At 59.4% G+C, this 23,573-nt stretch carries 23 protein-coding genes, 1 tRNA gene and 1 pseudogene; 5 read left to right on the top strand and 20 right to left on the bottom strand.

What is annotated here, in order from left to right; genetic code table 11:
• Positions 1-8 precede the first annotated feature (8 nt).
• Positions 9-686, bottom strand: coding sequence for a deoxyribose-phosphate aldolase (gene deoC, locus CARG_RS00820; protein WP_020975487.1), 678 nt, complete (start codon positions 684-686; stop codon positions 9-11).
• Between the two features lie 73 nt (positions 687-759).
• Between deoC and purU the strand changes: the two genes are divergently transcribed.
• Positions 760-1,665, top strand: a complete 906-nt coding sequence (purU, locus tag CARG_RS00815) for a formyltetrahydrofolate deformylase (protein WP_020975486.1) — start codon at positions 760-762, stop codon at positions 1,663-1,665.
• Here purU and CARG_RS00810 read toward each other — a convergent pair.
• From CARG_RS00810 to CARG_RS00785, 6 genes are all read right to left on the bottom strand, one after another.
• Positions 1,662-1,967, bottom strand: a complete 306-nt coding sequence (locus CARG_RS00810) for a DUF2516 family protein (protein WP_020975485.1) — start codon at positions 1,965-1,967, stop codon at positions 1,662-1,664. The genes purU and CARG_RS00810 overlap by 4 nt on opposite strands.
• A 20-nt stretch (positions 1,968-1,987) precedes the next feature.
• Positions 1,988-3,268, bottom strand: coding sequence for a DUF445 domain-containing protein (locus CARG_RS00805; protein ID WP_020975484.1), 1,281 nt, complete (start codon positions 3,266-3,268; stop codon positions 1,988-1,990).
• A 101-nt stretch (positions 3,269-3,369) separates the two neighbouring features.
• Entirely contained in the window at positions 3,370-3,720 is a 351-nt protein-coding gene (locus tag CARG_RS00800; protein ID WP_041747222.1) for a hypothetical protein, read from the bottom strand.
• 83 nt (positions 3,721-3,803) lie between these two features.
• Positions 3,804-4,553, bottom strand: coding sequence for a succinate dehydrogenase/fumarate reductase iron-sulfur subunit (locus CARG_RS00795; protein ID WP_020975482.1), 750 nt, complete (start codon positions 4,551-4,553; stop codon positions 3,804-3,806).
• Positions 4,553-6,559 carry a fumarate reductase/succinate dehydrogenase flavoprotein subunit gene (locus tag CARG_RS00790; protein WP_020975481.1) on the bottom strand — a complete coding sequence of 669 codons (2,007 nt, stop codon included), beginning with the start codon at positions 6,557-6,559 and terminating at the stop codon, positions 4,553-4,555. The genes CARG_RS00795 and CARG_RS00790 overlap by 1 nt, the downstream gene beginning before the upstream one ends.
• Positions 6,560-6,598: 39 nt before the next feature.
• Positions 6,599-7,354 carry a succinate dehydrogenase cytochrome b subunit gene (locus CARG_RS00785; RefSeq protein WP_020975480.1) on the bottom strand — a complete coding sequence of 252 codons (756 nt, stop codon included), beginning with the start codon at positions 7,352-7,354 and terminating at the stop codon, positions 6,599-6,601.
• 412 nt (positions 7,355-7,766) lie between these two features.
• On the opposite strand from CARG_RS00785, the gene ramB reads away from it, so the two are divergent.
• Complete coding sequence (gene ramB / locus CARG_RS00780) at positions 7,767-9,176, top strand: acetate metabolism transcriptional regulator RamB (RefSeq protein WP_020975479.1); 1,410 nt, start codon at positions 7,767-7,769, stop codon at positions 9,174-9,176.
• Between the two features lie 54 nt (positions 9,177-9,230).
• Here the strand turns inward: ramB and lpdA are convergent, their stop codons facing one another.
• From lpdA to CARG_RS00765, 3 genes are all read right to left on the bottom strand, one after another.
• Positions 9,231-10,646 carry a dihydrolipoyl dehydrogenase gene (gene lpdA / locus CARG_RS00775; protein WP_200895808.1) on the bottom strand — a complete coding sequence of 472 codons (1,416 nt, stop codon included), beginning with the start codon at positions 10,644-10,646 and terminating at the stop codon, positions 9,231-9,233.
• A gap of 57 nt (positions 10,647-10,703) precedes the next feature.
• Positions 10,704-10,776, bottom strand: a tRNA-Thr gene (locus CARG_RS00770).
• A 54-nt stretch (positions 10,777-10,830) separates the two neighbouring features.
• On the bottom strand, positions 10,831-12,015 hold the full coding sequence (locus CARG_RS00765; protein WP_020975477.1) for a DNA polymerase III subunit delta': 1,185 nt from the start codon (positions 12,013-12,015) through the stop codon (positions 10,831-10,833).
• Between the two features lie 40 nt (positions 12,016-12,055).
• Between CARG_RS00765 and CARG_RS00760 the strand changes: the two genes are divergently transcribed.
• Positions 12,056-13,624, top strand: coding sequence for an adenylate/guanylate cyclase domain-containing protein (locus tag CARG_RS00760; protein ID WP_041746885.1), 1,569 nt, complete (start codon positions 12,056-12,058; stop codon positions 13,622-13,624).
• A 46-nt stretch (positions 13,625-13,670) separates the two neighbouring features.
• Complete coding sequence (locus CARG_RS00755) at positions 13,671-14,594, top strand: GDP-mannose 4,6-dehydratase (protein ID WP_020975475.1); 924 nt, start codon at positions 13,671-13,673, stop codon at positions 14,592-14,594.
• On the opposite strand, the gene CARG_RS00750 is transcribed toward CARG_RS00755, so the two are convergent.
• The 4 genes from CARG_RS00750 to CARG_RS00735 all read right to left on the bottom strand — a co-directional run bounded on the left by CARG_RS00750 (position 14,591) and on the right by CARG_RS00735 (position 17,483).
• Entirely contained in the window at positions 14,591-15,502 is a 912-nt protein-coding gene (locus CARG_RS00750) for a cytochrome c biogenesis CcdA family protein (protein ID WP_020975474.1), read from the bottom strand. The genes CARG_RS00755 and CARG_RS00750 overlap by 4 nt on opposite strands.
• Positions 15,502-16,368: a DsbA family protein gene (locus tag CARG_RS00745; RefSeq protein ID WP_046204033.1), complete on the bottom strand. Its 867-nt coding sequence runs from the start codon at positions 16,366-16,368 to the stop codon at positions 15,502-15,504. The genes CARG_RS00750 and CARG_RS00745 overlap by 1 nt, the downstream gene beginning before the upstream one ends.
• Positions 16,369-16,437: 69 nt before the next feature.
• Positions 16,438-16,794, bottom strand: a complete 357-nt coding sequence (locus CARG_RS00740; RefSeq protein WP_020975472.1) for a DUF2304 domain-containing protein — start codon at positions 16,792-16,794, stop codon at positions 16,438-16,440.
• Entirely contained in the window at positions 16,791-17,483 is a 693-nt protein-coding gene (locus tag CARG_RS00735) for a glycosyltransferase family 2 protein (protein ID WP_020975471.1), read from the bottom strand. The genes CARG_RS00740 and CARG_RS00735 overlap by 4 nt, the downstream gene beginning before the upstream one ends.
• Positions 17,484-17,556: 73 nt before the next feature.
• Here CARG_RS00735 and CARG_RS00730 point away from each other — a divergent pair, with 73 nt between their 5' ends.
• The gene (locus CARG_RS00730; RefSeq protein ID WP_041747220.1) at positions 17,557-18,594 is read left to right on the top strand and encodes a glycosyltransferase family 2 protein; all 1,038 of its coding nucleotides are present in this window, start codon (positions 17,557-17,559) and stop codon (positions 18,592-18,594) included.
• Positions 18,595-18,603: 9 nt separating this feature from the next.
• Here the strand turns inward: CARG_RS00730 and rfbA are convergent, their stop codons facing one another.
• The 6 genes and pseudogenes from rfbA to CARG_RS10660 form a co-directional block, all read right to left on the bottom strand.
• Positions 18,604-19,464: a glucose-1-phosphate thymidylyltransferase RfbA gene (gene rfbA, locus CARG_RS00725; RefSeq protein WP_020975469.1), complete on the bottom strand. Its 861-nt coding sequence runs from the start codon at positions 19,462-19,464 to the stop codon at positions 18,604-18,606.
• 6 nt (positions 19,465-19,470) lie between these two features.
• The gene (locus CARG_RS00720) at positions 19,471-20,811 is read right to left on the bottom strand and encodes a sugar nucleotide-binding protein (protein WP_020975468.1); all 1,341 of its coding nucleotides are present in this window, start codon (positions 20,809-20,811) and stop codon (positions 19,471-19,473) included.
• Positions 20,812-20,846: 35 nt separating this feature from the next.
• A complete protein-coding gene (rfbB, locus tag CARG_RS00715; RefSeq protein ID WP_020975467.1) occupies positions 20,847-21,872 on the bottom strand; it encodes a dTDP-glucose 4,6-dehydratase in 1,026 nt (341 codons plus the stop codon).
• A gap of 37 nt (positions 21,873-21,909) precedes the next feature.
• Positions 21,910-23,118, bottom strand: coding sequence for a hypothetical protein (locus tag CARG_RS00710; RefSeq protein ID WP_020975466.1), 1,209 nt, complete (start codon positions 23,116-23,118; stop codon positions 21,910-21,912).
• Complete coding sequence (locus tag CARG_RS10665) at positions 23,115-23,342, bottom strand: M1 family aminopeptidase (RefSeq protein ID WP_407637012.1); 228 nt, start codon at positions 23,340-23,342, stop codon at positions 23,115-23,117. Before CARG_RS10665 ends, CARG_RS00710 begins: the two co-directional genes overlap by 4 nt.
• Positions 23,334-23,525 (bottom strand): annotated as a pseudogene (locus CARG_RS10660) (M1 family metallopeptidase); the annotation flags it as partial. The gene CARG_RS10665 and the pseudogene CARG_RS10660, both read right to left, overlap by 9 nt.
• Positions 23,526-23,573: the final 48 nt, after the last annotated feature.

Genomic DNA, 23,573 nt, shown 5'->3' with positions numbered 1-23,573 from the left:
GGTCGACCCTACCCAACGCTAGGAGCCCCATCGAGGATCGCACGAGCCGCGCTAACCCCCAGGCGGGTAGCGCCCGCAGCGACCATGGCCTCAGCATCCTCGTAGGTGCCAATACCACCGGAGGCTTTAATGCCTACCCGACGGTTCCCGATCGCGCGTTTCATTGCTCGTACGGCCTCCACGCTGGCTCCGCCTGCAGGATGGAAACCAGTAGAGGTCTTCACATAGTCCGCGCCTGCCAGCACGCAAGCCTCCACTGCCACCGCGATCTGCTCCTCACCCAGCAAGGCAGTTTCCAAAATAACTTTCAGCACCACAGGCTGCGGCACAGCCTCCCGCACCGCAGCAACCTCCGCAATGATGGCATTTTGATCGCACGCGATGGCCCGCGCGACGTCAATAACCATGTCCACTTCGACGGCGCCAAACTGCACCGCCAGCCGCGCCTCCGCAGCCTTGATCAGGGCATCATGCTTGCCCGAGGGAAACCCGACCACGGTAGCAACACGCAACCCCTTATCAGCAGCCGACGTGCAAGCAAACAGCATGTTGGGGCTGACACACACAGCGCCTACGCCGAGCTCCACGGCGTCATCAATCAGTGCCTGCACATCCTCGGCCGAGGCCTCCGGCTTGAGCAAGGTGTAGTCCATCATGGCGGCCAACTGCGCACGATCAATAGTCATGCCACTACCCTACCGAGGCCCGCGCACCACCCATAAGTAGAGCCAGAATTACCCGGACACTAGACTGTGAACAATGAGTACAGCCAGCCCCGCACCTGCACCGACAGCCACCACCGACAGGCATATCGTTTTCACCCTCGGATGCCCCGACACCACTGGTATCGTCGCGAAGCTCTCCGCCTTTATCGCCAGCCACGGCGGATGGATCACAGAGGCCGGCTACTTCACAGACCCAGACTCCGGCTGGTTTTTCACCCGCCAAGCAGTCCGCGCAGAATCCCTCGACGCCTCTGTGGAAGAGCTGCGTGAGCAATTCGCTGAACTAGCCGCAGAGCTCGGCGAAGGCACCCGCTGGCGGATATGGGACACTGCCCGCCGCAAATCTGCAGTCCTCCTGGTTTCCAAAGAAGGCCACTGCCTGCACGATCTGCTGGGCCGCGTGGCACAAAACGACTACCCCATGGACATCAAAGCAGTCATCGGTAACCACGAGGACCTGCGCGAAGTCGCCGAAAACCACGGCGTGCCATTCTTCCACGTGCCTTTCCCCAAGGACGCAGTCGGCAAGCGTAAAGCCTTCGACGAGGTCGCACAGCTGGTTAATTCTTATGAACCGGACGCGATTGTGCTCGCCCGCTTCATGCAGATCCTACCCCCGGACCTGTGTGAAATGTGGTCAGGCCGCGCGATCAACATCCACCACAGTTTCCTGCCATCCTTCATGGGCGCCCGCCCCTACCACCAGGCATACAAGCGCGGCGTCAAACTGATCGGCGCCACCTGCCACTACGCCACCCAGGACTTGGATGACGGCCCCATCATTGAGCAGGACGTCATTCGCATCACCCACAAAGAGACCCCGGAAGACATGCAGCGCATTGGGCGCGATGCAGAAAAAAATGTCCTCGCACGTGGTTTGCGTTTCCACCTGGAGGACAGGGTGCAGGTGTACGGCAACCGCACCGTTATTTTCGACTAGCCAATCAACAGGCGAATCTGGGGGCGCACATCGCACCAATAAATGCAGATGATGACGGCCCCCACCACGGCGAGGAAGGTCGAACCCGCCCAGCACAGGATAGACGCAACGCTCAGTAGGCCGACCCAGATCCATTTGGGTTGGCGGTCGGCTGCGGGGAAAGCGTCGTCGCGGGTGGTCGCTGCGGTGAAGGCGCCTGCGATCCCAGCAATTGCTGCACCCCAAAACGCCACTGTGTAAGGCACCGTGACGAGGATAAACATCAGCATGCTGGGCAGGGTCATCGCGGGCAGAGTGAGCATGGGGTGGTTTGTCCTTTTCTTTAAAAGATCACGTGTGAAACAGAATAGATGAGCAGGCCGGCAAGTGCACCCACCACGGTACCGTTGAGCCTGATGTACTGCAGGTCTTTGCCGACCATCAATTCAATTTTCTCGCTGGCTTCGTCTGCATCCCAACGTTCGATGGTTTCAGAAATGATGCTGGAGATGTCATCGGCGTAGTTGTCTGCGAGGAAGGCTGCCGCCCGGGTGATTCGCTCATCCACGCGCTGCTGGAGCACTGGGTCGGTGGCCAGTCGTGTGCCCCAATTGTGCGCGGCGTCAGCAATTTTTGTCCGGATTAATGACGTCGGGTCTTCCGCGGCGTCAGCAAGCATGGTTGACGTTCGCGCCCACAGTTGAGCGGGGATGGCCTCTACCTGGGGTGCCGAGAGAATATCTGCTTTGAGTTTTTCGACACGCTCAATCATGGCGGGGTCGTTTTGGAGGTCCGCGGCGAAGTTATTGAGGAAGGTTCGGGCTGCGCGGCGGGCCTCGTGGTTGGGGTCAGTGGACATGGCGTGGGTGAACTTCACGAGCTCGCTGTGGACTTTTTGGCCAACGACCTCGTTGAGGATTTTCGGCGCCCACGTCGGTCGGCGTTCGTCAAGGATAAGAGTGATGAACTCTTCAGCGCCGATGGCCTTGCGGTGTGCCCAGGCAAACACTTCATCGATGATGGGTTCGGTGCGGCCACTGTCGATGAGTTGCTCGAGCATGCGCCCAGCGGGAGGACCCCACTCTGGTGCGGCGAGGGGCTCGATGAGGCTGTGTTTGATGACGGCCTCGCCGTCCTGCGGGTCGATGGCGCGCAGGATGCTGGCTGTCAGGCTACCTATTTCGCTACTGACTTTTTGGGCGTTGTCCTCGTTGGATAGCCAGGAACCAGCCTTGGCGGGGAGATCCGCCGAGCGGATTTTTTGGGTGACAAGCTCAGCATTAAGGAAGTTTTCACCCACGAATCCGGACAGTGATTCGCCGATTTGGTCTTTTTTATTTTTAACAATCGCGGTGTGCGGGATGGGCAGACCCAACGGGCGACGGAACAGGGCTGTGACTGCGAACCAGTCGGCGAGCCCACCGATCATGCCAGCCTCGGCTGCAGCTCGGACGAATCCGACCCAGGGTGCGGGATCGGATTGCTCGAGCCATCGGCAGTAAAAGTATATGGCGGTGGCGAACAGCAGCAGGCCCGTAGCGATGGCTTTGTAGCGGCGCAGCTGTGCACGACGCTGGGCTTCGACCTCTGGCGAGGGGCCGGGGACGTCGAGTGTTGTGTCCATGTAAACGATTATCCTTGTGTCGCTGATTCCTAGACACACGAAGGGGAGGAAGCCCCGTTGCGGGTGCTTCCTCCCCTAACGTGCGGAGGTGCTACTGGGTGCTATTTACGCCCAGTTGCTGCTACGTAAGCGCGGTAGTACCGGCGCCCGTAGTGGATTAGACCGAAGCCGCCAACCACGCAGACCAGCGTCAAAATAGCGCCGATCCAGATGAAGGTGGTTGCGTGCTCCTGGGTGCCGGAGTCTAGGGTGGCGAACCCAAAAATGAGGGTGCCAAGGCCGGCAAGTGCGGTCAGGACAAGCCCCATGCCGCACCAGGTTGAGGAACGCTGAAGGGAGGAGTGCTGCGAGTCGAAGCTCGACGGCAAGTAACCGTCAACGTAGGTGGGTTCACCTTCAAAGACGCGGAAAGCCTCTTCGCGGTACTGCTGCACCTCGATGGTTTCAGACATGGTCTGCCTTTCTTTCAAGTTGTCTAGCATAGATCATAACCTAGGCCCCCATCATGCACGCTGCAGATGGGGGTAGATCACAATCAGTTGTCCTTGCCGCGCAGGGCGGAGCGAGCGCGTTCCTTGTTGATTGCTGCGACGGCGGTCAGCGGGATGCCGGCGGGGCAGACATCAGCGCACTCACCGAACAGGGAGCAGGGGCCGAAGCTGGTCTCGACCTGGTCGACCATCTTGCGGGCACGCTTGCCGCGCTCTTCCTTGCCCAGGGGCATGAGGGAGAGGTGGACGAGCTTCGCGCCGGTGAACAGGTGCGCAGCACCGTTCGGGCAGGCGGCGACACAAGCGCCACAGCCGATGCAGGCTGCGTGGTCGAGAGCGAGCTCGGCGGTCTGGTGGTTCATGTGCAGGGTGTCAGCATCCGGTGCGGTACCGGCGTTGACGGAGACGTAGCCACCCTGCTGCATGACGCGGTCCAGTGCGGAGCGGTCGACGATCATGTCCTTGATCACCGGGTACGCTGCGGAGCGCAGCGGCTCGAGCTGGATGGTGTCACCGTCGTTGAAGTTGAACAGACGCTGCTGGCAGGCAGGCTTGTTCTTCTCGGGACCGTGGGGGCGACCATTGACGTTGAGGCCACAGGTACCACAGATGCCTTCGCGGCAGTCAGAGGCGAATGCGAACGGCTCTTTGCCGGACTCAATGAGGCCTTCGTTGACGTGGTCAAGCAGCTCCAGGATCGACATCTGCTCGACAGCGTCGTCGACGTCGATGGATTCGAAGCCGCCCTCGGTGTTCGGTCCGGCCTGACGCCAAATTTCAAGATGGAGTTTCATTACTTGTAGTTCCTTGTCATCAGCGGGATCGAATCGAAGTACAGGGGCTCTGCGTGGCGGATGAACTTGTTCTCGCCAGCGGGCTCCCATGCGGATACGAAGCACCAGTTGTCGTCGTCACGCTCAGCCTCGCCGTCTTCGGAGAGGTGGTCGTCACGGAAGTGTGCACCACAGGACTCATCGCGGTCGAGAGCGTCGACACACATGAGTTCGCCCAGGTCAATGTAGTCAGCGACGCGGTTAGCGTATTCGAGGACCTGGTTCATCTCGTCCGGGGTGCCGGTGATGCGCAGGTCGGACCAGAAGTCCTTGCGCAGCTGGCGGATCTTTTCGATACCGGAGGCGAGATCGGTGACGTTACGTGCCACACCACAGGAGAAGTACAGGATGTCACCGAGCTGGCGGTGGAAGTACTCCGGACCGTGGTTACCGTTGATGCTCATCAGCTTGTCGATTCGTGCCTGTGCGCGCTCGATTGCTGCTTGTGCTTCGGGGGCGTCCTCAGCGAGACGCTCGGTGCCCAGCAAGGGGCCGAGGTAGTTGGGGACGGTGAACGGAAGGGTGAACCAGCCGTCGACGGATGCGGACAGCAGAGAGTTTGCACCCAGGCGGTTCGCGCCGTGGTAGGTCCAGGATGATTCGCCTGCGCAGAACAGGCCCGGGATGGAGGTCATCTCGTTGAAGTCGGTCCACAGACCACCCATGGTGAAGTGGCAGGTAGGAGCGATACGCATCGGAGTGGTGTAGGGGTCCTCACCGATGGTCTCTTCGTACATCTGGAAGAGGTTAGAGTAGCGCTCTTTAATGGTGTCCTTGCCGAGGCGCTCGATGGCGTCACGGAAGTCCAGGTATGCCGAGTTGTGCATGGGGCCTACACCAAGGCCTGCGTTGATCTGCTGAGAGATCGCACGGGATGCGACGTCGCGGGGCACCAGGTTACCGAATGCGGGGTAACGGCGCTCGAGGAAGTAGTCGCGCTCCTCTTCCGGAATGGTGTTGGGGTCGCGATCGTCCTTCGGCTCCTTCGGCGACCAGATACGGCCGTCGTTACGGAGGGACTCCGACATTAGGATGGTCTTGGACTGCCACTCGGAGTTGACCGGCAGGCCAGTCGGGTGGAACTGAATGAACGACGGGGATGCCATGTAGGCACCGCGATCGTATGCACGCATGATGGCCGAAGCATTGGAGTTCTTGGCCAGCGTGGACATGTAGTAGACGTTGCCGTAACCACCGGTGCACAGGATGACTGCGTGTGCGGTGTGAGCGGTGAGCTCACCGGTGATCAGGTTGCGCATGACGGCACCCTGGCAGCGCTTCTCACCGTTTTCTTCGGTGACGATCAGGTCGACCATCTCGTTGTGGGTGAAGATCTCCACGGAGCCGAGGTGAATCTGGCGCTGGAGAGCTGCAGCTGCGGACAGCTGGAGCTGCTGACCCGTTTGGCCACGGGTGTAGTAGGTGCGGGAGACCTGCACACCACCGAAGGAACGGGTGGCGAGGGTTCCGCCATACTCGCGGGCGAAGGGGGCGCCGATAGCGTTCATGTGGTCGATAACGCGGACGGACTCGTAGGCAAGACGCCAGCAGTCGGTCTCACGGCAGCGGTAGTCGCCACCCTTGACGGTGTCCTTAACATGGCGGTATGCACCGTCGTTGTCGACCTTCTTGCCGCGGGCGGAGTTAACGCCACCCTGTGCGGCGATCGAGTGTGCACGACGCGGGGCGTCGTGGTAGGTGAAAGCCTTAACGTCGTATCCGAGCTCGCCGAGGGCTGCGGCGGCACCAGCACCGGACAGGCCGGTACCGATAACGATGATGCGGAACTTACGACGGTTCAGCGGGGAGACCAGCTCCATGTGGTCTTTGTGGTACTGCCAAGCATCCTTCATGGGGACACCAGCAGGCGAATGGTCGGTGAGGACCTTACCGATGGTCACACCTTCCACCACGGAGGCGGGAGCTGTGAAGTCGGGCTTAGCGATAGTTTCAGAGTGAGTGCTCATATCGTCTTCCTTTAATGGCTATGTAAGGCGTGAGCCCGATTAGCTGATCAAGCCGGTGGCGATGGCCAGCGGGATCGAGATGTTACCCACCATTACCAGGGCCGGAACCAGGTAAGAGATGAACAGCATCACTGCGCGGGTGCGCTTGCCGGTGATACCGAGATCGCTTACTGCGGTCCAGATGCCGTGCGACAGGTGCATAAACAGGAACAGCATCGCGAGGATGTAGAAGATGGCAACGGGCCAACGGCTAAAGCTGGCAACCAGGTTGGCGTAAACATCGCCGTGGTGGAAGCTGTCCGAAGCTGCCGGTGCAACACCCAGGGTGAGGTCGGCGATGTGGAACAGGATGAACAGCAGCAGAACAAGACCGGTGACGATCATGGTGCGTGCTGCGAAGGACTGATGTCCGCCCATCAGGTTGGTGCGGCGGAACTTGCCGCGGGACTGGTGTGCGCGGCCCACGAGCGCGAAAGCGCAGTAGACGTGCAGAACCAGTGCAACCAGCAGGACGATGCGGAAGATCCACAGGATGCCCTCACGGGGGAAGAGCGGTTCTCCGACAGTGCGGAGGAACTCACCGTAGACATCGATGGCGGGCTTGCCGTCGTGCTCGGGGAGGAAGATCTTCAAGTTACCGATCATGTGGACGAGCACGAAGCCGCCGAAAATCAGGCCAGTGATGGCCATGGTCAACTTCATTGCCCACGTCGGGTAGGACGGCCGCTCACGCAGCGGCTTTTCAGTGATTTTTCCGTGGACGATTGCGTCACGGTCATTAAATGTAATAGTCATGGCACCTCCAGTGTCCCTCTTACTGTAAAGCCTTAAGTTTAGGTTGATCCACCCAGGATTAGGTTAGGTGACACACTTCACACTCAAGCCGCTGACCTGCAGGTTTCCTTTTAGGATAGCCTGACCTGGAGGCTCCGGCGCAGAGGCGAGCTTCTCCCTCCCCCACACCTACATAATGCCAGCACAGCACAGGCTCAGCGCCCCCGAACATCTAGTGGTTATACTTCCCGGCGGCCTTTTTTGGGAAAAAGTCAATAAACTTTCTTTTCACCCCGATTAAAGTCAATCAAAAGTTGCATATCTGCGATCCCTCAATAAAAGTTGGGCACCATCGCCCGGCGAAGTACACACAACATCGCAGAAAAATTTGCAACTCTTCGCAACAGTGATCCGGGTCTCGTATAGTGGCGGCATGGGCAAAACTTACGTAGGCTCCCGCCTCCGACAACTTCGTCGCGAACGCGACCTCAGCCAAGCCACTCTTGCAGCCACACTCGGCCTGTCCGCTAGCTACGTCAACCAAATTGAGCACGACACCCGCCCACTGACCGTCCCCGTCCTGCTGAAAATCACCGAAGCATTCGGTGTAGACGCTACCTTCTTTTCCTGCGATGACGACTCCAGGCTCCTTGCAGAGGTCCGAGACGTCGTACTGGACAAAGAAATCTGCACCAGCGACATCGAGCTCCAAGAACTTTCCGAATTGGTTCACGACCATCCTGACGTCGCGCGCGCCATGGTCGACATGCACCGCCGCTACCGCAATGTCCGGGACAAGCTATCCGCAGCAACCGACAACCGGCACCAGGACCCCAACGAACCCCGAGTACTCGCAATGCCTCACGAAGAAGTCCGAGACTTCTTCTACGCCCGCCAGAACTACCTCGGCGACATCGATCTCGCTGCGGAAGACCTCTCCAGACAGCTAGGCATCACCCCGCTCAATATCCGCGCAACTGAAGACGCCATCGCTGCGCGCCTCAGTGACACACACGGCGTCATCATCAAACACAACACGAACGTCGGTGAAAGCCTCCACCACTACGATGCACAAACACGGGAACTTACTATCTCCGCGCACCTCACCCCAGGGCAGCGCGCCTTCCGACTCGCGGGAGAACTTAGCCACCTCGAAGCCGGCACCCTACTGAAGGAGGCCGTTGACAGTGGCTACTTCAGCAGCGACGACAGCCGTACCCTTGCGCTTAAAGGCGTCGCCAGCTACTTCGCCGCAAGCGTCATACTCCCCTACGAAATGTTCCACCATTCCTGCGAAACATCACGGTACGACATCGAATTTCTGTGCCAGGAATACGGAGTGGGATACGAACCAATCTGCCACCGACTATCCACGCTGCAGCGCCCCAATCTACGTGGCATCCCCTTCACATTCGTCCGCGTCGACCGCGCAGGAAACATGAGCAAACGACAGTCAGCCACCGGTTTCCACTTCACCCACGCAGGCGGCACCTGCCCCCTATGGAACGTTTACGAAACATTCACCAACCCCGGAACCATCATGCGCCAAGTTGCGCAGATGCCCGACGGCCGCAACTACCTGTGGATTGCCCGGACCGTACGCCACCACCGGACGCGATTTAACGGCACCGGCAAACTCTTCGCCATCGGACTTGGATGCGAAGCTCGCCATGCGCAACGAACCGTCTACGCCGACGGACTCGACATAGACTCACGTTCCGCAACCCCCATCGGCGCAGGCTGCAGGGTATGCACCCGCGAACACTGCGCCCAACGTGCCTTCCCCCCGGTGCACCGGCCGATCAACGTCAACGCGCACGAATCGACCGTCGCACCATACTAGACCGTCACGCAAAAGTGAGGGCGCCTGGTAGCAGGCGCCCCGCAACCCGCCTTTTTACAGGTTGATCATGTGACCCATGGTGCCCTCGGCTGCTTCCTTCATAGCCTCGGACAGGGTCGGGTGGGTGTGCACGTTACGGCCGATTTCCTCAGCGGTCAGGTCGAAACGCTGAGCCAAGGTGAGCTCCGGCAACAATTCAGAGACATTGGACCCAACCATGTGGCCACCGATCAGCTCGCCGAACTCAGCGTCCACAATCAGCTTCACGAAACCTGCGGATTCGCCCAAGCCCTGGGCCTTACCGTTAGCAGAGAACGGGAACGTAGCAACCTTGATCTCGCGCCCCTCAGCTTCTGCCTTCTCGCGAGCTTTCTCCTCGGTGTAGCCGAAGGAAGCAACCTGGGGATTACAGAAGGTAGCGCGCGGCATCATCATGTAATCGCCAAGCTCCATGGTCTCGGCGTCTGCAATAGTCTCTGCAGCAACCACACCCTGGGCTTCAGCGACGTGAGCAAGCTGCAGCTTGGCGGTCACGTCACCGATTGCGTAGATGCCGTCAACATTGGTGCGCATGCGATCATCAACGTCGATAGCGCCCCGCTCGGTGAGCTTCACACCAGTGTTTTCCAAACCGAAGCCCTCGACACGGGGGGCGAAGCCGATGGAAATCATCACGCGATCAGCCTTGAGGGTTTCCTGCTTCGAGCCATCCTTGGACTCGATATCAACCTCGACACCGTCGCCATTATCGCGAACCGCGGTGGTCTTGTGGCCGGTGTAGAGCTTCACGCCAAGCTTCTTGTATGCCTTGGCGATCTCCTTGGAAACATCAGCGTCTTCATTCGGCAGAACGCGGTCCATGAACTCAACGATGGAGACGTCCACGCCATAGTTAGCAAGCACGTAGGCGAATTCCATACCGATAGCGCCCGCACCAACGATAACCATGGACTCAGGCAGGTCACTGTTAAGGATCTGCTCCTCATAGGAGACCACGTTGCCGCCGAGCTCGACACCCGGCAGAGAGCGGACAACGGAACCGGTTGCGATAATGCAATTGTCGAAGGTGATGGTGGAACCGGCGTCTTTACCGTCGCGGATCTCCATTTCCTTCGGACCGGTGAAAAAGCCCCAGCCGTCAATTTCGGTGATCTTGTTCTTCTTCATCAAGTAGTGCACGCCCTTAACGATGCCCGCAGATACCTTGCGGGAACGCGCGTGCGCCTTGCCAAAGTCGAAGGAAACCTCACCGGAAATGCCGAACAAATCGGCCTCGTGGTTAAAGGTGTGGGCAAGCTCAGCGTTCTTCAGCAGCGCTTTTGAAGGAATACAGCCAACGTTGAGGCACACCCCGCCCCAGTACTGCTTCTCGACGACAGCTACCTTCAGGCCAAGCTGAGCTGCGCGGATGGCGGATACGTAGCCACCAGGGCCCGCACCGAGGACTACAACATCATAATGATCAGACACGCCCCTCATGATACGTGCTCCCCCACCCATCACCCAACACCCAGGGTAAAAAAAGAGAGCCGCCTGCGAGAATCGAACTCGCGACCTTCTCATTACGAGTGAGATGCTCTACCGACTGAGCTAAGGCGGCCAGTGTGTCAGGCGCACGAACGAGGTGCGCCGTCTCCATCACCGAGTCGATACTCTAGCGCACCCCACAGGCCAGCCGCAAACGCCCCACCAGTGCATCTAACGCCACGGCTGGACGCACGTTAGCAGCGACATCAGCACGACACTGCGCTAACGCATCAATGCAGGCCAACAGTGCCTCTTCGGAATTTTTCTCCGCCAATTCTCGAGACAAACCCTCGAAATCCGGATGCGTGAGTCCCACCCCCGCATCCCCCTTGTGCACCAAAGCATCACGGTACAGGCCCGCCAGATCCCCCAGCGCCAGATCCAAACCATCGCGGGCACCACGAGTCCGCCGCAACTTCTGCTTCTTTTCCAAATCGTCAACCGTGCCCTTGGTTCCGCGGGCAGCCTTCGCCGCACCTTTTCCTTTACCCCCCATCCCCAGGGCCTGCTCAAGTTTCACTTTCTCCTCGGCTTCCTTGGCTTCCAAACTCGCCGCGACCTCAGCTTCGATGGCCTCAAACAAACCGCTGACGGTACGGAACGCGACGTCACCGTGATACACCAATTCCGCCACATTAAGCACCTGCGCCCGCAACACCTGCGCCTGCTTAGTCGTCGCAAGATGACGCGCCCGCCCAATGTGCTGATTAGTTGCTGACGCCGCGAGCATCGCCGGCGCCTGCGCCACCCCCTGCCCCATCAACACCCGCGCCACAGATTCCACCGAGGGGGTGGGAATGTACACATGGCGGCAGCGAGAACGCAGCGTCACGACCATGTCCTCCGTCGATGGCGCGCACAGAACAATAATCGTTCGGGTCGGGGGCTCCTCCACAGTCTTCAAAAACGCATTCGCACCCTCGTTGCGCAAACGATCCGCATCTTCAATGATCAGTACCCGCCACGGAGCTTCAGTCGGCAGCGTCGACGCCACCTTTATAAGATCACGCACTTCGGAGACACGCAGCGTGAGTTCTTGGGGCACGACATGGGTGACATCCGGGTGGCTTCCCCCCAGTGCGGCCCGGCACGCATCGCAGTGCCCACACCCCACGACGTCATCATTCGTACACACTAATGACGCCGCGAAAGCCAGTGCCGCAGTCGAACGCCCCGCCCCAGGAGGCCCCGTGAACAGCCAAGAGTGCGTCAACGCTGGGCCGTCTTCGTGGCGCCGGGCAGCGCACGCTGCGTCATAAAGCATCGTGTGGGCTACGGTGCCGGGGGCTAGGGAATCGAAGACGTCAGTCACCCCTTTAGACTAACGACTCGCTGCGGCTAGAGTGGAAGCCATGCGTCGCATCCTGCAGAGTGTGAAATGGCTATGGTCAACATCATGGCCGGCGTATGCTGCCTCCGTTCTGGCATCAAACGTCCTTGGTGCACTCGCCTTGATGGCGTTTTTGAAGTTTCTGATGCCGCTGCCTGCGGTCGATGAGTTCAGCTCCGCCGCACGCGAGCGCCTCACCATGATTGGTGTCGGCTACCTGATTTTCGCGGTTTTCGCCGGCATCGTTGTCACCGGCTGGTTATTCCTCCCGGTGCTGCGCTGGCAAAGAAACCCCGACGACCACGACCCCAACATGGTCAGAAATTTGGTGATGCGCATCCCCGTCTACCAGGCGGGCCTATGCGGCATCGTGTGGCTTGTCGGCATTGCGATCGTGGGCGTGGCCTCCTGGATCCTGGACCCGCGCCTGGCACTCATCACAGTCCTGACCACAGCCCTGGGTGGCGTGCTGATCGTCATGATGACCTACCTCGAGGCTGCACGTCTTGTGCGCCCGATCGCTGCCGCCGCCCTGGCGCGACGCTTCGAGGACTCAACCTTGGAGCCCCCGATCCGCCAGCGAGTGCTAGCAACGTGGGCGGTGTCCACCGGCATACCAGTGGTGGGCATCATTTTGCTGGTCATCGGCCACCATTTTGGATATTTCAGCGCCACACCCGGACATTTCACCGAATATGCGACCAATGGCGACAGTGCGGAACGCATCATTCCCGCGATTATCGCCCTGTCGCTGCTCGCTCTGATTACCGGTTTCACCGGCACCTGGCTAGTGCTGCTCAGCATCGTCGACCCCATCCAGGAACTCCAGGACGCCATCAACCGTGTGCGGCGCGGGGAGGTCAACACCCTGGTGGATATCTACGATGGTTCCGAACTTGGCGTGCTGCAGGCTGGGTTTAACGAAATGATGCGTGGTTTACGCGAGCGCCAACGTGTCCGGGATTTGTTCGGCCGCTATGTTGGCGACGAGGTCGCGCGCCGAGCACTGGAAGAGCGCCCCACACTGGGCGGTGAAGATCGCAAGGTGGCTGTCCTGTTTGTGGACGTCATTGGTTCTACCACCTTTGCGGTCAACCACACGCCTGAAGAGGTCGTCTTGGCGCTCAACGAGTTTTTCGAGCACGTTGTGGACGTGGTGCACCGCCACAAGGGCATCATCAATAAATTCCAGGGTGACGCCGCGTTGGCTGTGTTCGGCGCTCCCCTTCCGATTACAGACGCCACGGGCCACGCTTTGGCCGCAGCACGGGAATTAAAGGCTGAGCTGAAAGATATGGAGCTCTCCTGCGGCATCGGGGTTGCCTCAGGCCGAGTGGTCGCTGGCCACATCGGCGGACATGATCGTTTTGAATACACGGTGATTGGGGATGCGGTTAACCAGGCTGCCCGCCTGACCGAGCTGGCTAAAGACACCCCCGGGCGGGTGCTGACCTCCGCCACGACGCTGCGCGATGCTAATGAGGCTGAGCAGGCGCGTTGGACAGTGCTGAAATCCGTGGAATTGCGTGGTCGTAAAGAGATGACGCGGCTGGCGCGCCCTGTGCGCCCCACACTCGCCGACAGGTCCTAGCGCAGATCCCACTGGCTTGGCCTAGTGGCTGCTAGCCTAGGGGTTTATGAAAACTCTCGTGACCGGTGGCGCCGGTTTTATTGGTTCCAACCTTGTTGACCTTCTGCTATCTGAGGGCCACCAGGTCGCTGTTATCGACAATTTGTCGCGGGGCAAGCGTGAGAATCTTGCCCACGCAAATGTCGATTTTTTCGAAGCCGATATCCTGAGCGCTGACCTCGATGCACTAATTGGGCAGATTCAGCCCGAGGTGATTTTCCACCTTGCTGCGCAGATTGATGTGCGGGAGTCCGTGGCGAATCCTATTCATGACGCCGAGACAAACATCCTGGCGACCATCCGTCTTGCGGAAGCAGCGCGGCGTCATAATGTGCGCAAAATCGTGTTCACTTCTTCCGGCGGTTCCATTTACGGTGAGCCGGACACTTTCCCCGTCACCGAGGAGTTTCCGGTCGACCCGCACTCCCCCTACGCGGCTTCGAAGGTCAGTGGCGAAACCTATCTGAATACTTTCCGTCACCTCTATGGCCTGGAATGCTCGCATATCGCGCCTGCGAACGTCTACGGCCCTCGCCAGGATCCTCATGGGGAGGCCGGTGTGGTGGCGATTTTCTCTCAGCGTTTGCTGGCGGGCGAGTCGACTCGGGTGTTTGGCGATGGCGGAAACACGCGCGACTATGTGTTCGTCGGCGATGTTGTTCGGGCTTTCTACCTGGCCAGCGGCGAGATCGGTGGCGGCATGCGTTTCAACATTGGCACTGGGGTGGAGACATCCGACCGCCAGTTGCACACCTTGGTTGCTGACGCCGCGGGGGCTGAGGATGATCCGGAATACGCCCCCGCACGCCTTGGGGATGTTCCCCGTTCGTGCTTGTCCTATGAGCGTGCCCACCAGGTTCTTGGATGGGAACCTAAGGTGAGCATCGCTGAGGGTGTAGCCCGCACGGTGGACTACTTCCGCAACAACTAGGGGTTGGGGACGGTCGCTTCATCGGCGACTTCGTCGTCGGCCTCTTCGTCGGCCTCTTCGTCGACTTCGTCAGCCTGCTCTGCGAGGGCGGCGCGCTTGTCCTGTTCACGGACCTTGGAGAACAAGATCACGGCCACCACGATCGCGATCCACAGCAGGACCTGCGCATTGGTGATGTGAGAGCTCAGCTCGGCTACCTTTTCCTGGATTTGGAACTGGGTGTCTGTAGAGATCAGCCCTGGTAGGTCGGAGGTGCCGTAGGTGGTGAGGAACAAGATACCAATCAGGATGAACAGGATGCCTGCGGCCATCGAGAAGGTGTTGAGCTTGATCGGGCCCAGCATCCACGTTTTTCCGCGCAGCAACTGCTTGTTTCCGAGGTCGAATTGTTCCCAGAGTAAAGCGAGGATGAACAGTGGAACTGTCATCCCGAGTGCGTATGCACCCAGCACCACTGCGCCGTAGATGCTGCTGGCGCTCACCATTGCTGTGGTCAGCACAGCACCCAGCAGTGGGCCTGCACAGAAACCTGCAAAGCCGTAGACGGCACCCAGGAGGAACTGCCCTAGCCAGCCGCTGGCGTTAACGCTGCCCGATAGTTTGGACAATCCGGGGATGCTGAATCCAAAACCAAGGAAGGTGTAGATACCGATGAGGATCATCAGTACGCCACCGGCCATGATCAGTGTTCCTCTGTGTTCGGCGAGCAAGGAACCGAAGGAACCTGCGGCTGCACCGAGGGGGATCATCACTATGGACAGGCCGACGAAGAACACGAAGGTGCGTGCAACGAGCTGACGCTTAGAGCCGAATGCGTAGGCGAAGAAGGCGGGCAATAACAGCGCCGAGCAGGGGCTCAGCAAAGCCAAGACGCCTCCGAGGAAGGCGCCTGCGATTCCGATAGTCATTAGTTTTTAGCTGCCTTCTTTGCCTCTTCGGGAACCGAGTTGATTCCCTGCTGTACTCGGGCGAGCTGGTTGTTGATGACTTCGATGAAGTTCTCTGTGGGCTGTGCACCGGCGATGAACTGGTCACCTACGAGGAAGCCCGGGGTGCCGGTGACGCCTAGGCTGCTTGCGTAGGCGCGTGCCTCGGAGACCACCTGGTCAAACTTGTCGCTGGTGGCGTCTTCACGGAACTTGTCCATGTCTTCAACGCCTGCTTCTTCGGCGAAGCGGACAAAGTCATCGATGTCGAAGCCGGGGTGGCCGTTGATGTCCTTGGATGCGCTGTAGAGGGCGTGCTTGAACTCTTGGAACTTGCCTTGCTCCGCGGCTGCGCGGCCAGCCTTGGCCGCTGCCACTGCGTTGGGGCCGTTGATGGCCATGTCATTCCATTCGATACGAACCAGGCCCTTATCCACGTAATCTTTGAGGATGGTGGGTTCTGTTTGGTTGGCGTAGCGGGAGCAGAAGGGACACTCGAAGTCGGAGTATTCGCTGATGACGACCGGAGCGTCAATGGCGCCGATGGCGAAGGGGTCTGCGGGGTTGCGGCGGTGGATGTTGAGGATGTCATCCTGCGTTTCCAGCGGGCCACCGGGGCCGAAGATCATTGCATCGTAGGTGCCGTCGTCGTTGGCTTTGATGGCTTTCTCGGTGCGGTCGCCTTTGCCCGGTGCGACTAGTGCTGCGAGAGCTGCTGTGTCGCCGCCCTGTGCCCCAGTGCCCTCACCTGTAGTCGCAGTTCCCCCGCCGGCTGCTGCGTTGTTTGCGGTGTTGTTTCCGCGTTCCCCCAAGACATATCCACCCAGGCCGGCGATGATAATGAGCATCGCGAGAAAAGCCCAGGTTGTTTTTGTTACGTTTTTCAAGATGCTCCCTACGAGGTCGTGTGCAGGGACCTAGCTTATCTGATCCTCAGGCTTTACCGCATTTTGGAGGGCGACAGCGCGTGCTAATCGTGCGTAGCGAAGTTCTTGTTCACGGAAGCGGATGTAGGAGCTCAGGGTAGTAAACATGAAGGCTACGACGAGTCCGTAGAGCAGCAGATCTGTTCCGCGACCGACGCCCACAAAGTTTGCAACCTTGGTGAGGTCTTCGGGGCGCAGCATGGCCCAGACGCAGGCGAAGATAAACACCAGGAATCCGAGTTTCACGCCGGCTTTCGCGCGTGCCTTCCGGCGGTTGCCAAGGAAGTACACCACCAGCCCTGCGGTGGCGATGAGCAGGATGAGTTGAATGATTAGTTGTTGGCTCATGGAAGTTTCCTTGCTAGCAGTCCGTCGGACAGGATGTTGACGCCGTTGATCAGCGATTGGCCTTTGCTCATGGAGTATTCGGTGTAGAGGATGTCTACTGGCTGTTCGCTGACTTTCCAGCCTTTTTCGTCCATCTGGGCGACGAATTCGCTGGCGTGGCTCATGCCGTTCATGCGGATGTTGAGTTCATCCGCGACTTTTTTGTTGAAGGCACGCAAGCCGTTGTGTGCGTCGGTGAGTCCTAGCCTGCGGGTTCGCGGGGACAGCAACACGACCGTTTTCAGCACGATCCGTTTGATCAGCGGCACTTGGTCGTCGTCTTTTTTCGGTCCGGCGAAGCGTGTTCCGACGATGATGTCAACGTCTTCGCTCCGTAGGCGTTCGAGCATCGCGACGACGTCTTTGACTTGGTGCTGGCCGTCGGCATCGAAGGTGACGAAGTAGCGGGCTCCGGCTTGGGCGCGCGCGTATTCAACACCGGTTTGTAGCGCCGCGCCTTGTCCGAGGTTTACGGGGTGGTTGACTAGGTGTGCGCCCGCAGCGTGAATTTGCTCGGCGGAGTTGTCTGCCGAGCCATCGTTGACTGCCACGATGTTGGGGAATGTTTCTCGGGCGCCTTCGATGACGTCTTTAATGACCGATCCCTCGTTGTAGCAGGGGATGATCAGCCAGGTGTCGCTATTGTCCATAATGGTTGTCTACTCTAGCCGCTCCGGGCCCTGCGTGGTGGGATTGCCTCCGGATGTCACTATGCTTGGTGGAATGGATAATCGCCTGGGCATCGTGATTGTTTCTTATGGGCATGAGGGGTTGATTCCCCGTTTGGTGGAGTCTTTTGTTCCTCAGTTACGTTCGGGGGATCGCGTGGTGATTGTAGATAACAAAAAGCCGTGGGGTTTTGACGCCGCGGTGGGTGCGCGTCTGCGTGAGCTGACGCATGCTGGCTCCTTGGAGATCATTGAGCACGATAATGGTGGTTTTGCGGCCGGCTGCAATGTGGGGGCGAAGGCTGCGGGTGACGTCGATGTCCTGTTTTTCTTAAATCCGGACACCTATGTCGAGGATGGCAATCTCCTGGATGTTGTGCGGAAGGGCGCACCGGAGCTCGATGCGTGGATGCCCTACCTGGTGTTGCCGGATGAGACAGTAAATTCCGCCGGGAATGCGCTCCATATTTCTGGGTTGAGTTGGGTCAATGGGTATGGCTCACACTGTGAGATCCGAGAAGGCTTTAGCGATATTTCCATTGCGTCTGGGGCGTGTTTGGCCGTGCGTCGTTCCTGGTGGGAGCGTCTCGGCGGCATGGAAACGCTGTATTTCATGTACCACGAGGACACTGATTTCTCGGCGCGATTGTTGTTGGCGGGGGGCCGGATCGGGTTGCTGCATGGCGCCCGGGTGCACCACGAATACGACTACGAAAAAGGAGACTATAAGTGGCTGTATATTGAACGCAACCGCTTGGCTTTCATCATGGGCACGTGGCCGGCATCTGTGATCGCGGTGCTGGCACCCCAGTTGGTGGGGGTTGGCTTGGGTTTATGGCTGATCGCCGCGAAGCAGGGCCGCTTGGGGTTGAAGGTGAAGTCAACACGGTTGCTTATCAAGGCTTTGCCGGAGATCATGGTCTTCCGCCGGCGCGTGGAGCACAATATCTCCCCAGTGGAGTTCCTCGAGCGGATGGATTACAGCGTGGACAATCCCTTCCTCGGGCCGATCTCGACGTCTCGGCTGGCTGCGGCGGGCTATGCCGGCTACTACCGTCTTGCCCGCGCAATTCTGAAGGCCGTCACACGGTAGCCGTCTGTCCTAGTTGACTACTCGTTTGAGGTAGGCGCCGTAGCCAGATTTCATCAGTGCCTCTGCGCATCGTTCGAGTTGCGCGGCGTCAATAAGTCCGGCGCGATAAGCGGCGACTTCCGGGCTTCCGATGATGGTCCCGGTGCGTTTTTGTAGAACTTCTACGTAGGCGCTGGCTTCGCTCATGGAATCGATGGTGCCGGTGTCTAGCCACACGTCACCTCGGCTGAGGCGGTGAACTTTTAGTGCACCGCGCTTCAGGTATTCCTCGTTGATGCTGGTGATTTCGAGCTCGCCGCGTTCGGAGGGGGTGATGTTTTTAGCGATGTCGACGACGTTGTTGTCGTAGAAGTAGAGACCGACCACAGCATAGTTGGACTTGGGGTGGGTGGGTTTTTCTTCGATGGATACGGCGCGCATACTGTCGTCGAACTCAACCACGCCGTATCGCTCTGGATCGGATACTTCGTAGGCGAATACTGTGCCGCCTTGTGGCTCGCCGAGGCTTGCGAGGCTGTGGCTGAGTTGGTGTCCGTCGAAGATATTGTCGCCGAGGACAAGGGCAACGGAGTCTTCGCCAATGAATTCTTCGCCAATGATGAAGGCTTGTGCGAGTCCGTCGGGGCTGGGCTGTTCGGCGTAGCTGAGGTTGAGTCCCCATTCGTGGCCATCCCCTAGAAGGCGTTCGAATTGGGGGCGATCATCCGGGGTGGTGATGATGAGGATCTCGTGAATGCCGGCTTGGATCAAGGTGGTCAGGGGGTAGTAAACCATGGGCTTGTCGTAGATCGGCATCAGTTGTTTGGAGATGCCTTTGGTGATCGGATACAGCCGGGTGCCTGATCCGCCGGCGAGGATAATGCCCTTCATAAGGGCTTAAATTACCACTCGCCAGTCGCTGGGCTCGTAGCCAGTGGCTTGGAGTTTCGCCAGATTGAGGGTGCTGTGCTGCGGCCGGGGTGCTGCTGCGCCGAATTCTTCGGTGCTGACGCGGGTGATGTCTTGGGGGTCTCGCCCTTCCTTTTTGAAGATTTCAGCGGCGATGTCGGCCCAGCTAACGGGGTCGCCGGCGCAGCTGACGTTGAACGTTCCTGTTGCGCCGAGTGTGTTGAGGTGGACGATGGCGCGGGCGATTTCATCGGCTGTGGTCAAGCGGCCTATCTGATCGTCGACAACTCGAGGGTTGACGCCGCGTGCGGCCAGGTCGCGCATGATTCCAACGAAGTTGCGGCCGTGGCCGATGACCCAGCTGGTGCGGATGATGAGGTGGTTGGGGCAGGTCGCTGCGGCGATGTCTCCCGCGGCTTTAGTCTGCCCGTAGACACCGAGCGGTGTGAATGCTTCCTCTTCGTCGTGGATGTCTTGGGTGCCATCGAAGACGTAGTCGCTGGAGACGTGCACGAGGCGAATATGGTGTTCCGTTGCTAGTCGAGCGAGAGTGGCGACGCCGCGGGCGTTGGTGGCCCAGGCGTCTGCGCGGCCTTCGTCTTCCGCGGCGTCAACCTTTGTGTAGGCGGCTGCGTTGATGATGGTGCCAACTTGATGCCAGTTACGCATGCCTTTCAGGGTGTCGTAGTCGATTGCCCCCATGTCGAGGGTGGATCGGTCCCAATATTCGGCGCTATCTCCGAGGAGATCTCGGAGTGCGTGGCCAAGTTGCCCGCCTGCGCCAATGACGAGGGTGGTGGTGGGCGGCACGGGGGTGGCGTCAGCCAACTGCGGGTGGTTGCGGTCTTTGTCGGAAATTTCGGCCTGGTCGAGGCTGATGGGCCAGTCGATCATGTCGAGGTTGACGAAGTAGTATTTCGCGTCTGGGTACCAGTGGTCGTTGACGAGGTAGGAATAGACGGTGCCGTCGACTTGTGCTTGGAATCCATTGGCGACGCCGCGGGGCACAAACACTGCAACGCTGGGGTCAATGGTGTGCGTGTAGGTCTGCCCGTAGGTGGGGCTTCCTTCTCGTAGGTCGCACCAGGCGCCGAAGACTTCGCCAGTGGCGACGGAGACGAGCTTGTCCCATGGTTCGGCGTGAAGCCCGCGGGTGACCCCGGCTTTAGCATTGAAGGACATGTTGTTTTGCACAGGCCCAAAGTCGAGCATTTTTTCCCGTTGCCAGTTTTCTTTGAACCAGCCGCGTTTGTCGCCGTGGACGGGCAGCGTGAAAACATCGAGGCCTTCGATGGGGGTGTGGGTGCGCGTGAGCTCTTTGCCGAACATGTGTGTTTCCTTGGTGTTGTGATGCCTGCGGTCGGTTATTGGCCGCGGGTGGCGTAGGTGTTTTCAACCTGTTCTTTTGCGCCTTGCCACCAGTCGGTGTTGTCGCGGTACCACTGGATGGTGTGGGTGAGTCCGTCGCGCAGGTCCCGGTCGGTGTATTGGGGTTGCCAACCGAGTTCGCGGCGGAGCTTGGTGGAGTCCATGGCGTAGCGCATGTCGTGGCCAGGGCGGTCGGCGACGTGTTCGTAGCCGGGGGCGTCCATGAGTTCGCAGATCATTTCGATGACCTGCTTGTTGTTGACGTGGTCGTTGTCTGCGCCGATGATGTAGGTTTCGCCGATTGTTCCGCGTTCGAGGATGAGGTGGACGGCGGTGTTGTGATCATCGACGTGAATCCAGTCGCGGACCTGTTCCCCTGTGCCATAAAGCTTGGGGGTGCGGCCGGACAAGATGTTGGTGATTTGTCGGGGGATGAATTTTTCGATGTGCTGGTAGGGCCCGTAGTTGTTGGAGCAGTTGGAGATGGTTGCTTGGAGCCCGAAGCTGCGGATCCATGCGCGCACCAGGTGGTCGCTGCCTGCCTTTGTTGAGGAATACGGGCTGGAGGGGTTGTAGGGGGTGCTTTCGGTGAAGCGGTTGGGGTCGTCGAGTTCGAGGTCTCCGAAGACCTCATCGGTAGAGATGTGGTGGAAGCGCTTGTCGTGCTTGCGTGCTGCTTCGAGCAGGGTGAAGGTGCCGATGATGTTGGTGTCGACGAATGGCCGGGGGTTGGCCAGGGAGTTGTCGTTGTGGCTTTCCGCGGCGAAATGGACGATGACGTCGCATCGCTGCACGAGTCCGTCAATGAGTGCGGCGTCGCAAATGTCGCCGTGGACAAATTCGAGCCGGTCGGAGTAGTCGCCCGCCCCGTGGTCACCGTCGAGTGGGAGGTTGGCGCGGTTGCCTGCATAGGTGAGTTTGTCGACAACAATCACCTTGTACTGGGGGTATTTGTCGAGGGTGAGTCGAACGAAATTGGCTCCAATAAATCCGGCGCCACCGGTGACCAGCAAAGTCTTCATGGTGGCTGATTCTAGCGCCTTTGGCTAAATGGGTGGTCTAGCGGCGCAAGCCAATGCTTTGCACAATGGTGCCGACCAGGGGCCCCACGGTCAGCGCGAGTATGGCATTGATGGCGAGGCTGTAGGGCAGCATCAGAGCCCCTATGGCGATGAGGGTGGCGACAACCCAGCCCAGTAGATACAGGCCGTGTTTTTCGGCTGCTATGCAGGCGGTACCCACCACCATCATGGTCGCGGTGCATGCGGCACCAATGGTGTAGGCGGCTAATGCCCAACCGGGTACGGCAAAGGTGTCTCTGCGTAGCACCACCATGATGAGCCAGGGCCCAAGCAACCATGCAGTGAGTGCTCCCGCGCTGCCGACTGCCCACACGATGGCCAGGGGTCCTTTGAGTGCTTGGCCCAGGCGGTGCCGGTTGTCGACGAAGCGCACGATGAGTGCCGATTGGAATTGCTGCAGTGGCACAAGCAGCGGAGCGCGGGTGAGCATCACGGCATAAACAACGCCGGCGGCAGTGATGGCTTGCCCGGTGGTGTCAGGGTTGGTGAATTTCACCAGGGTGGGGAAACCAACGATCAGCACTGCCGTTGCGCCTGCTGCGGCCATGGCGGTCAGGCTGCGTCGCATGAACACCCCCGTCGCGCAGTCCGCGGTGCTCTTCATCGCTTCACGCACGGGGGCGGACAGCGCCGCCAGGAACATCCAGGAGGCCGCGCCCATGACGGTGATAATCATGAACGCCACGAGTTCATAGCCCGCCAACCACGCGCCCACGGCAGCGACCATGCGCACTGCAGAATCCGCCCCAATGAGCAACGCATACTGGGGCCATAGTTGGTGAGCGGACAAAACACCAGCGACAGCGGCCTGCACCGCATAGCTTCCCAACCCCACGGCCAATAGTCCTGCGCCGAGCCCAACAGAATGGGAAACGATCTGCCCCATCCATACTGGCGACGATAGCGCGATACCGGCGGCAAGCACCGCACCCACCATCCACGCCAAACGCACAGGGTGCGCGGTGTCCCGCGGCGTCATCACTTGAGAAATCCTCGCGGCCGATACAGAACGCGTTGTTTCCTGCATGAAGCCCGTGAGCACGCCAGTGCCGGTGAAAAACAGGCCCCAGTAGGCGCTGAAGTCTGCGGTGAGTTCCGCATCTGCACCCAACGCCCATGCGGCGACGATCACTACGACAAAACCGGAAATTCCCGCCAAGGCGGTTGCGATTGTCAGATACCTCATAGTTGCGGCAGCTCCCGGCTGTAAATCCACTGCTTAAGCAGTTCGTCGATGAGCGCGTCGGACTGGGCCGACAGATGGTTGCGCAGGTCGATGGGTTCGACGACTCCATGGCGGCCATCGGCGACATAGGCGCGCAGCGCAGCAAAAAAGGCCTCGTCACCCATGTGGCGGCGCAAGACGTGGACGGCGATAGCGCCCCACTTGTAGACGCGGTCATCGAACATGTCGCGGGTGAGGGTCTTCAACGGACGGTAGTTGTCGATCGTGAGTGTGGCGGTGCCGGCTAGTCGGTTGTTCACTACTCGATAGTCGAGCTCGAGGTCGTAGTGTCGGACGTGGAATCCGAGGTTGAAATCGATCCAGGTGTATCGGTCCGTGGTCCCGGGGATGGGGGTTTTTCGGCTCACCTTTGAAGACTGTACTAGCAGCAGATGCGTTGGGGGCGAATACGCGTT

Source organism: Corynebacterium argentoratense DSM 44202, from assembly GCF_000590555.1.
Lineage (GTDB): Bacteria > Actinomycetota > Actinomycetes > Mycobacteriales > Mycobacteriaceae > Corynebacterium > Corynebacterium argentoratense.
Note: the sequence above shows the minus strand (reverse complement) of the source record. Positions and strands in the feature narration are given on the sequence as shown.

Bases quoted from the DNA above. Each gene is read 5' to 3' on its own strand.
- deoC (WP_020975487.1), bottom strand. From the start codon at position 686: ATGACTATTGATCGTGCGCAGTTGGCCGCCATGATGGACTACACCTTG.
- purU (WP_020975486.1), top strand. From the start codon at position 760: ATGAGTACAGCCAGCCCCGCACCTGCACCGACAGCCACCACCGACAGG.
- CARG_RS00810 (WP_020975485.1), bottom strand. From the start codon at position 1,967: ATGCTCACTCTGCCCGCGATGACCCTGCCCAGCATGCTGATGTTTATC.
- CARG_RS00805 (WP_020975484.1), bottom strand. From the start codon at position 3,268: ATGGACACAACACTCGACGTCCCCGGCCCCTCGCCAGAGGTCGAAGCC.
- CARG_RS00800 (WP_041747222.1), bottom strand. From the start codon at position 3,720: ATGTCTGAAACCATCGAGGTGCAGCAGTACCGCGAAGAGGCTTTCCGC.
- CARG_RS00795 (WP_020975482.1), bottom strand. From the start codon at position 4,553: ATGAAACTCCATCTTGAAATTTGGCGTCAGGCCGGACCGAACACCGAG.
- CARG_RS00790 (WP_020975481.1), bottom strand. From the start codon at position 6,559: ATGAGCACTCACTCTGAAACTATCGCTAAGCCCGACTTCACAGCTCCC.
- CARG_RS00785 (WP_020975480.1), bottom strand. From the start codon at position 7,354: ATGACTATTACATTTAATGACCGTGACGCAATCGTCCACGGAAAAATC.
- ramB (WP_020975479.1), top strand. From the start codon at position 7,767: ATGGGCAAAACTTACGTAGGCTCCCGCCTCCGACAACTTCGTCGCGAA.
- CARG_RS00760 (WP_041746885.1), top strand. From the start codon at position 12,056: ATGCGTCGCATCCTGCAGAGTGTGAAATGGCTATGGTCAACATCATGG.
- CARG_RS00755 (WP_020975475.1), top strand. From the start codon at position 13,671: ATGAAAACTCTCGTGACCGGTGGCGCCGGTTTTATTGGTTCCAACCTT.
- CARG_RS00750 (WP_020975474.1), bottom strand. From the start codon at position 15,502: ATGACTATCGGAATCGCAGGCGCCTTCCTCGGAGGCGTCTTGGCTTTG.
- CARG_RS00745 (WP_046204033.1), bottom strand. From the start codon at position 16,368: ATGCTCATTATCATCGCCGGCCTGGGTGGATATGTCTTGGGGGAACGC.
- CARG_RS00740 (WP_020975472.1), bottom strand. From the start codon at position 16,794: ATGAGCCAACAACTAATCATTCAACTCATCCTGCTCATCGCCACCGCA.
- CARG_RS00735 (WP_020975471.1), bottom strand. From the start codon at position 17,483: ATGGACAATAGCGACACCTGGCTGATCATCCCCTGCTACAACGAGGGA.
- CARG_RS00730 (WP_041747220.1), top strand. From the start codon at position 17,557: ATGGATAATCGCCTGGGCATCGTGATTGTTTCTTATGGGCATGAGGGG.
- rfbA (WP_020975469.1), bottom strand. From the start codon at position 19,464: ATGAAGGGCATTATCCTCGCCGGCGGATCAGGCACCCGGCTGTATCCG.
- CARG_RS00720 (WP_020975468.1), bottom strand. From the start codon at position 20,811: ATGTTCGGCAAAGAGCTCACGCGCACCCACACCCCCATCGAAGGCCTC.
- rfbB (WP_020975467.1), bottom strand. From the start codon at position 21,872: ATGAAGACTTTGCTGGTCACCGGTGGCGCCGGATTTATTGGAGCCAAT.
- CARG_RS00710 (WP_020975466.1), bottom strand. From the start codon at position 23,118: ATGAGGTATCTGACAATCGCAACCGCCTTGGCGGGAATTTCCGGTTTT.
- CARG_RS10665 (WP_407637012.1), bottom strand. From the start codon at position 23,342: ATGTTCGATGACCGCGTCTACAAGTGGGGCGCTATCGCCGTCCACGTC.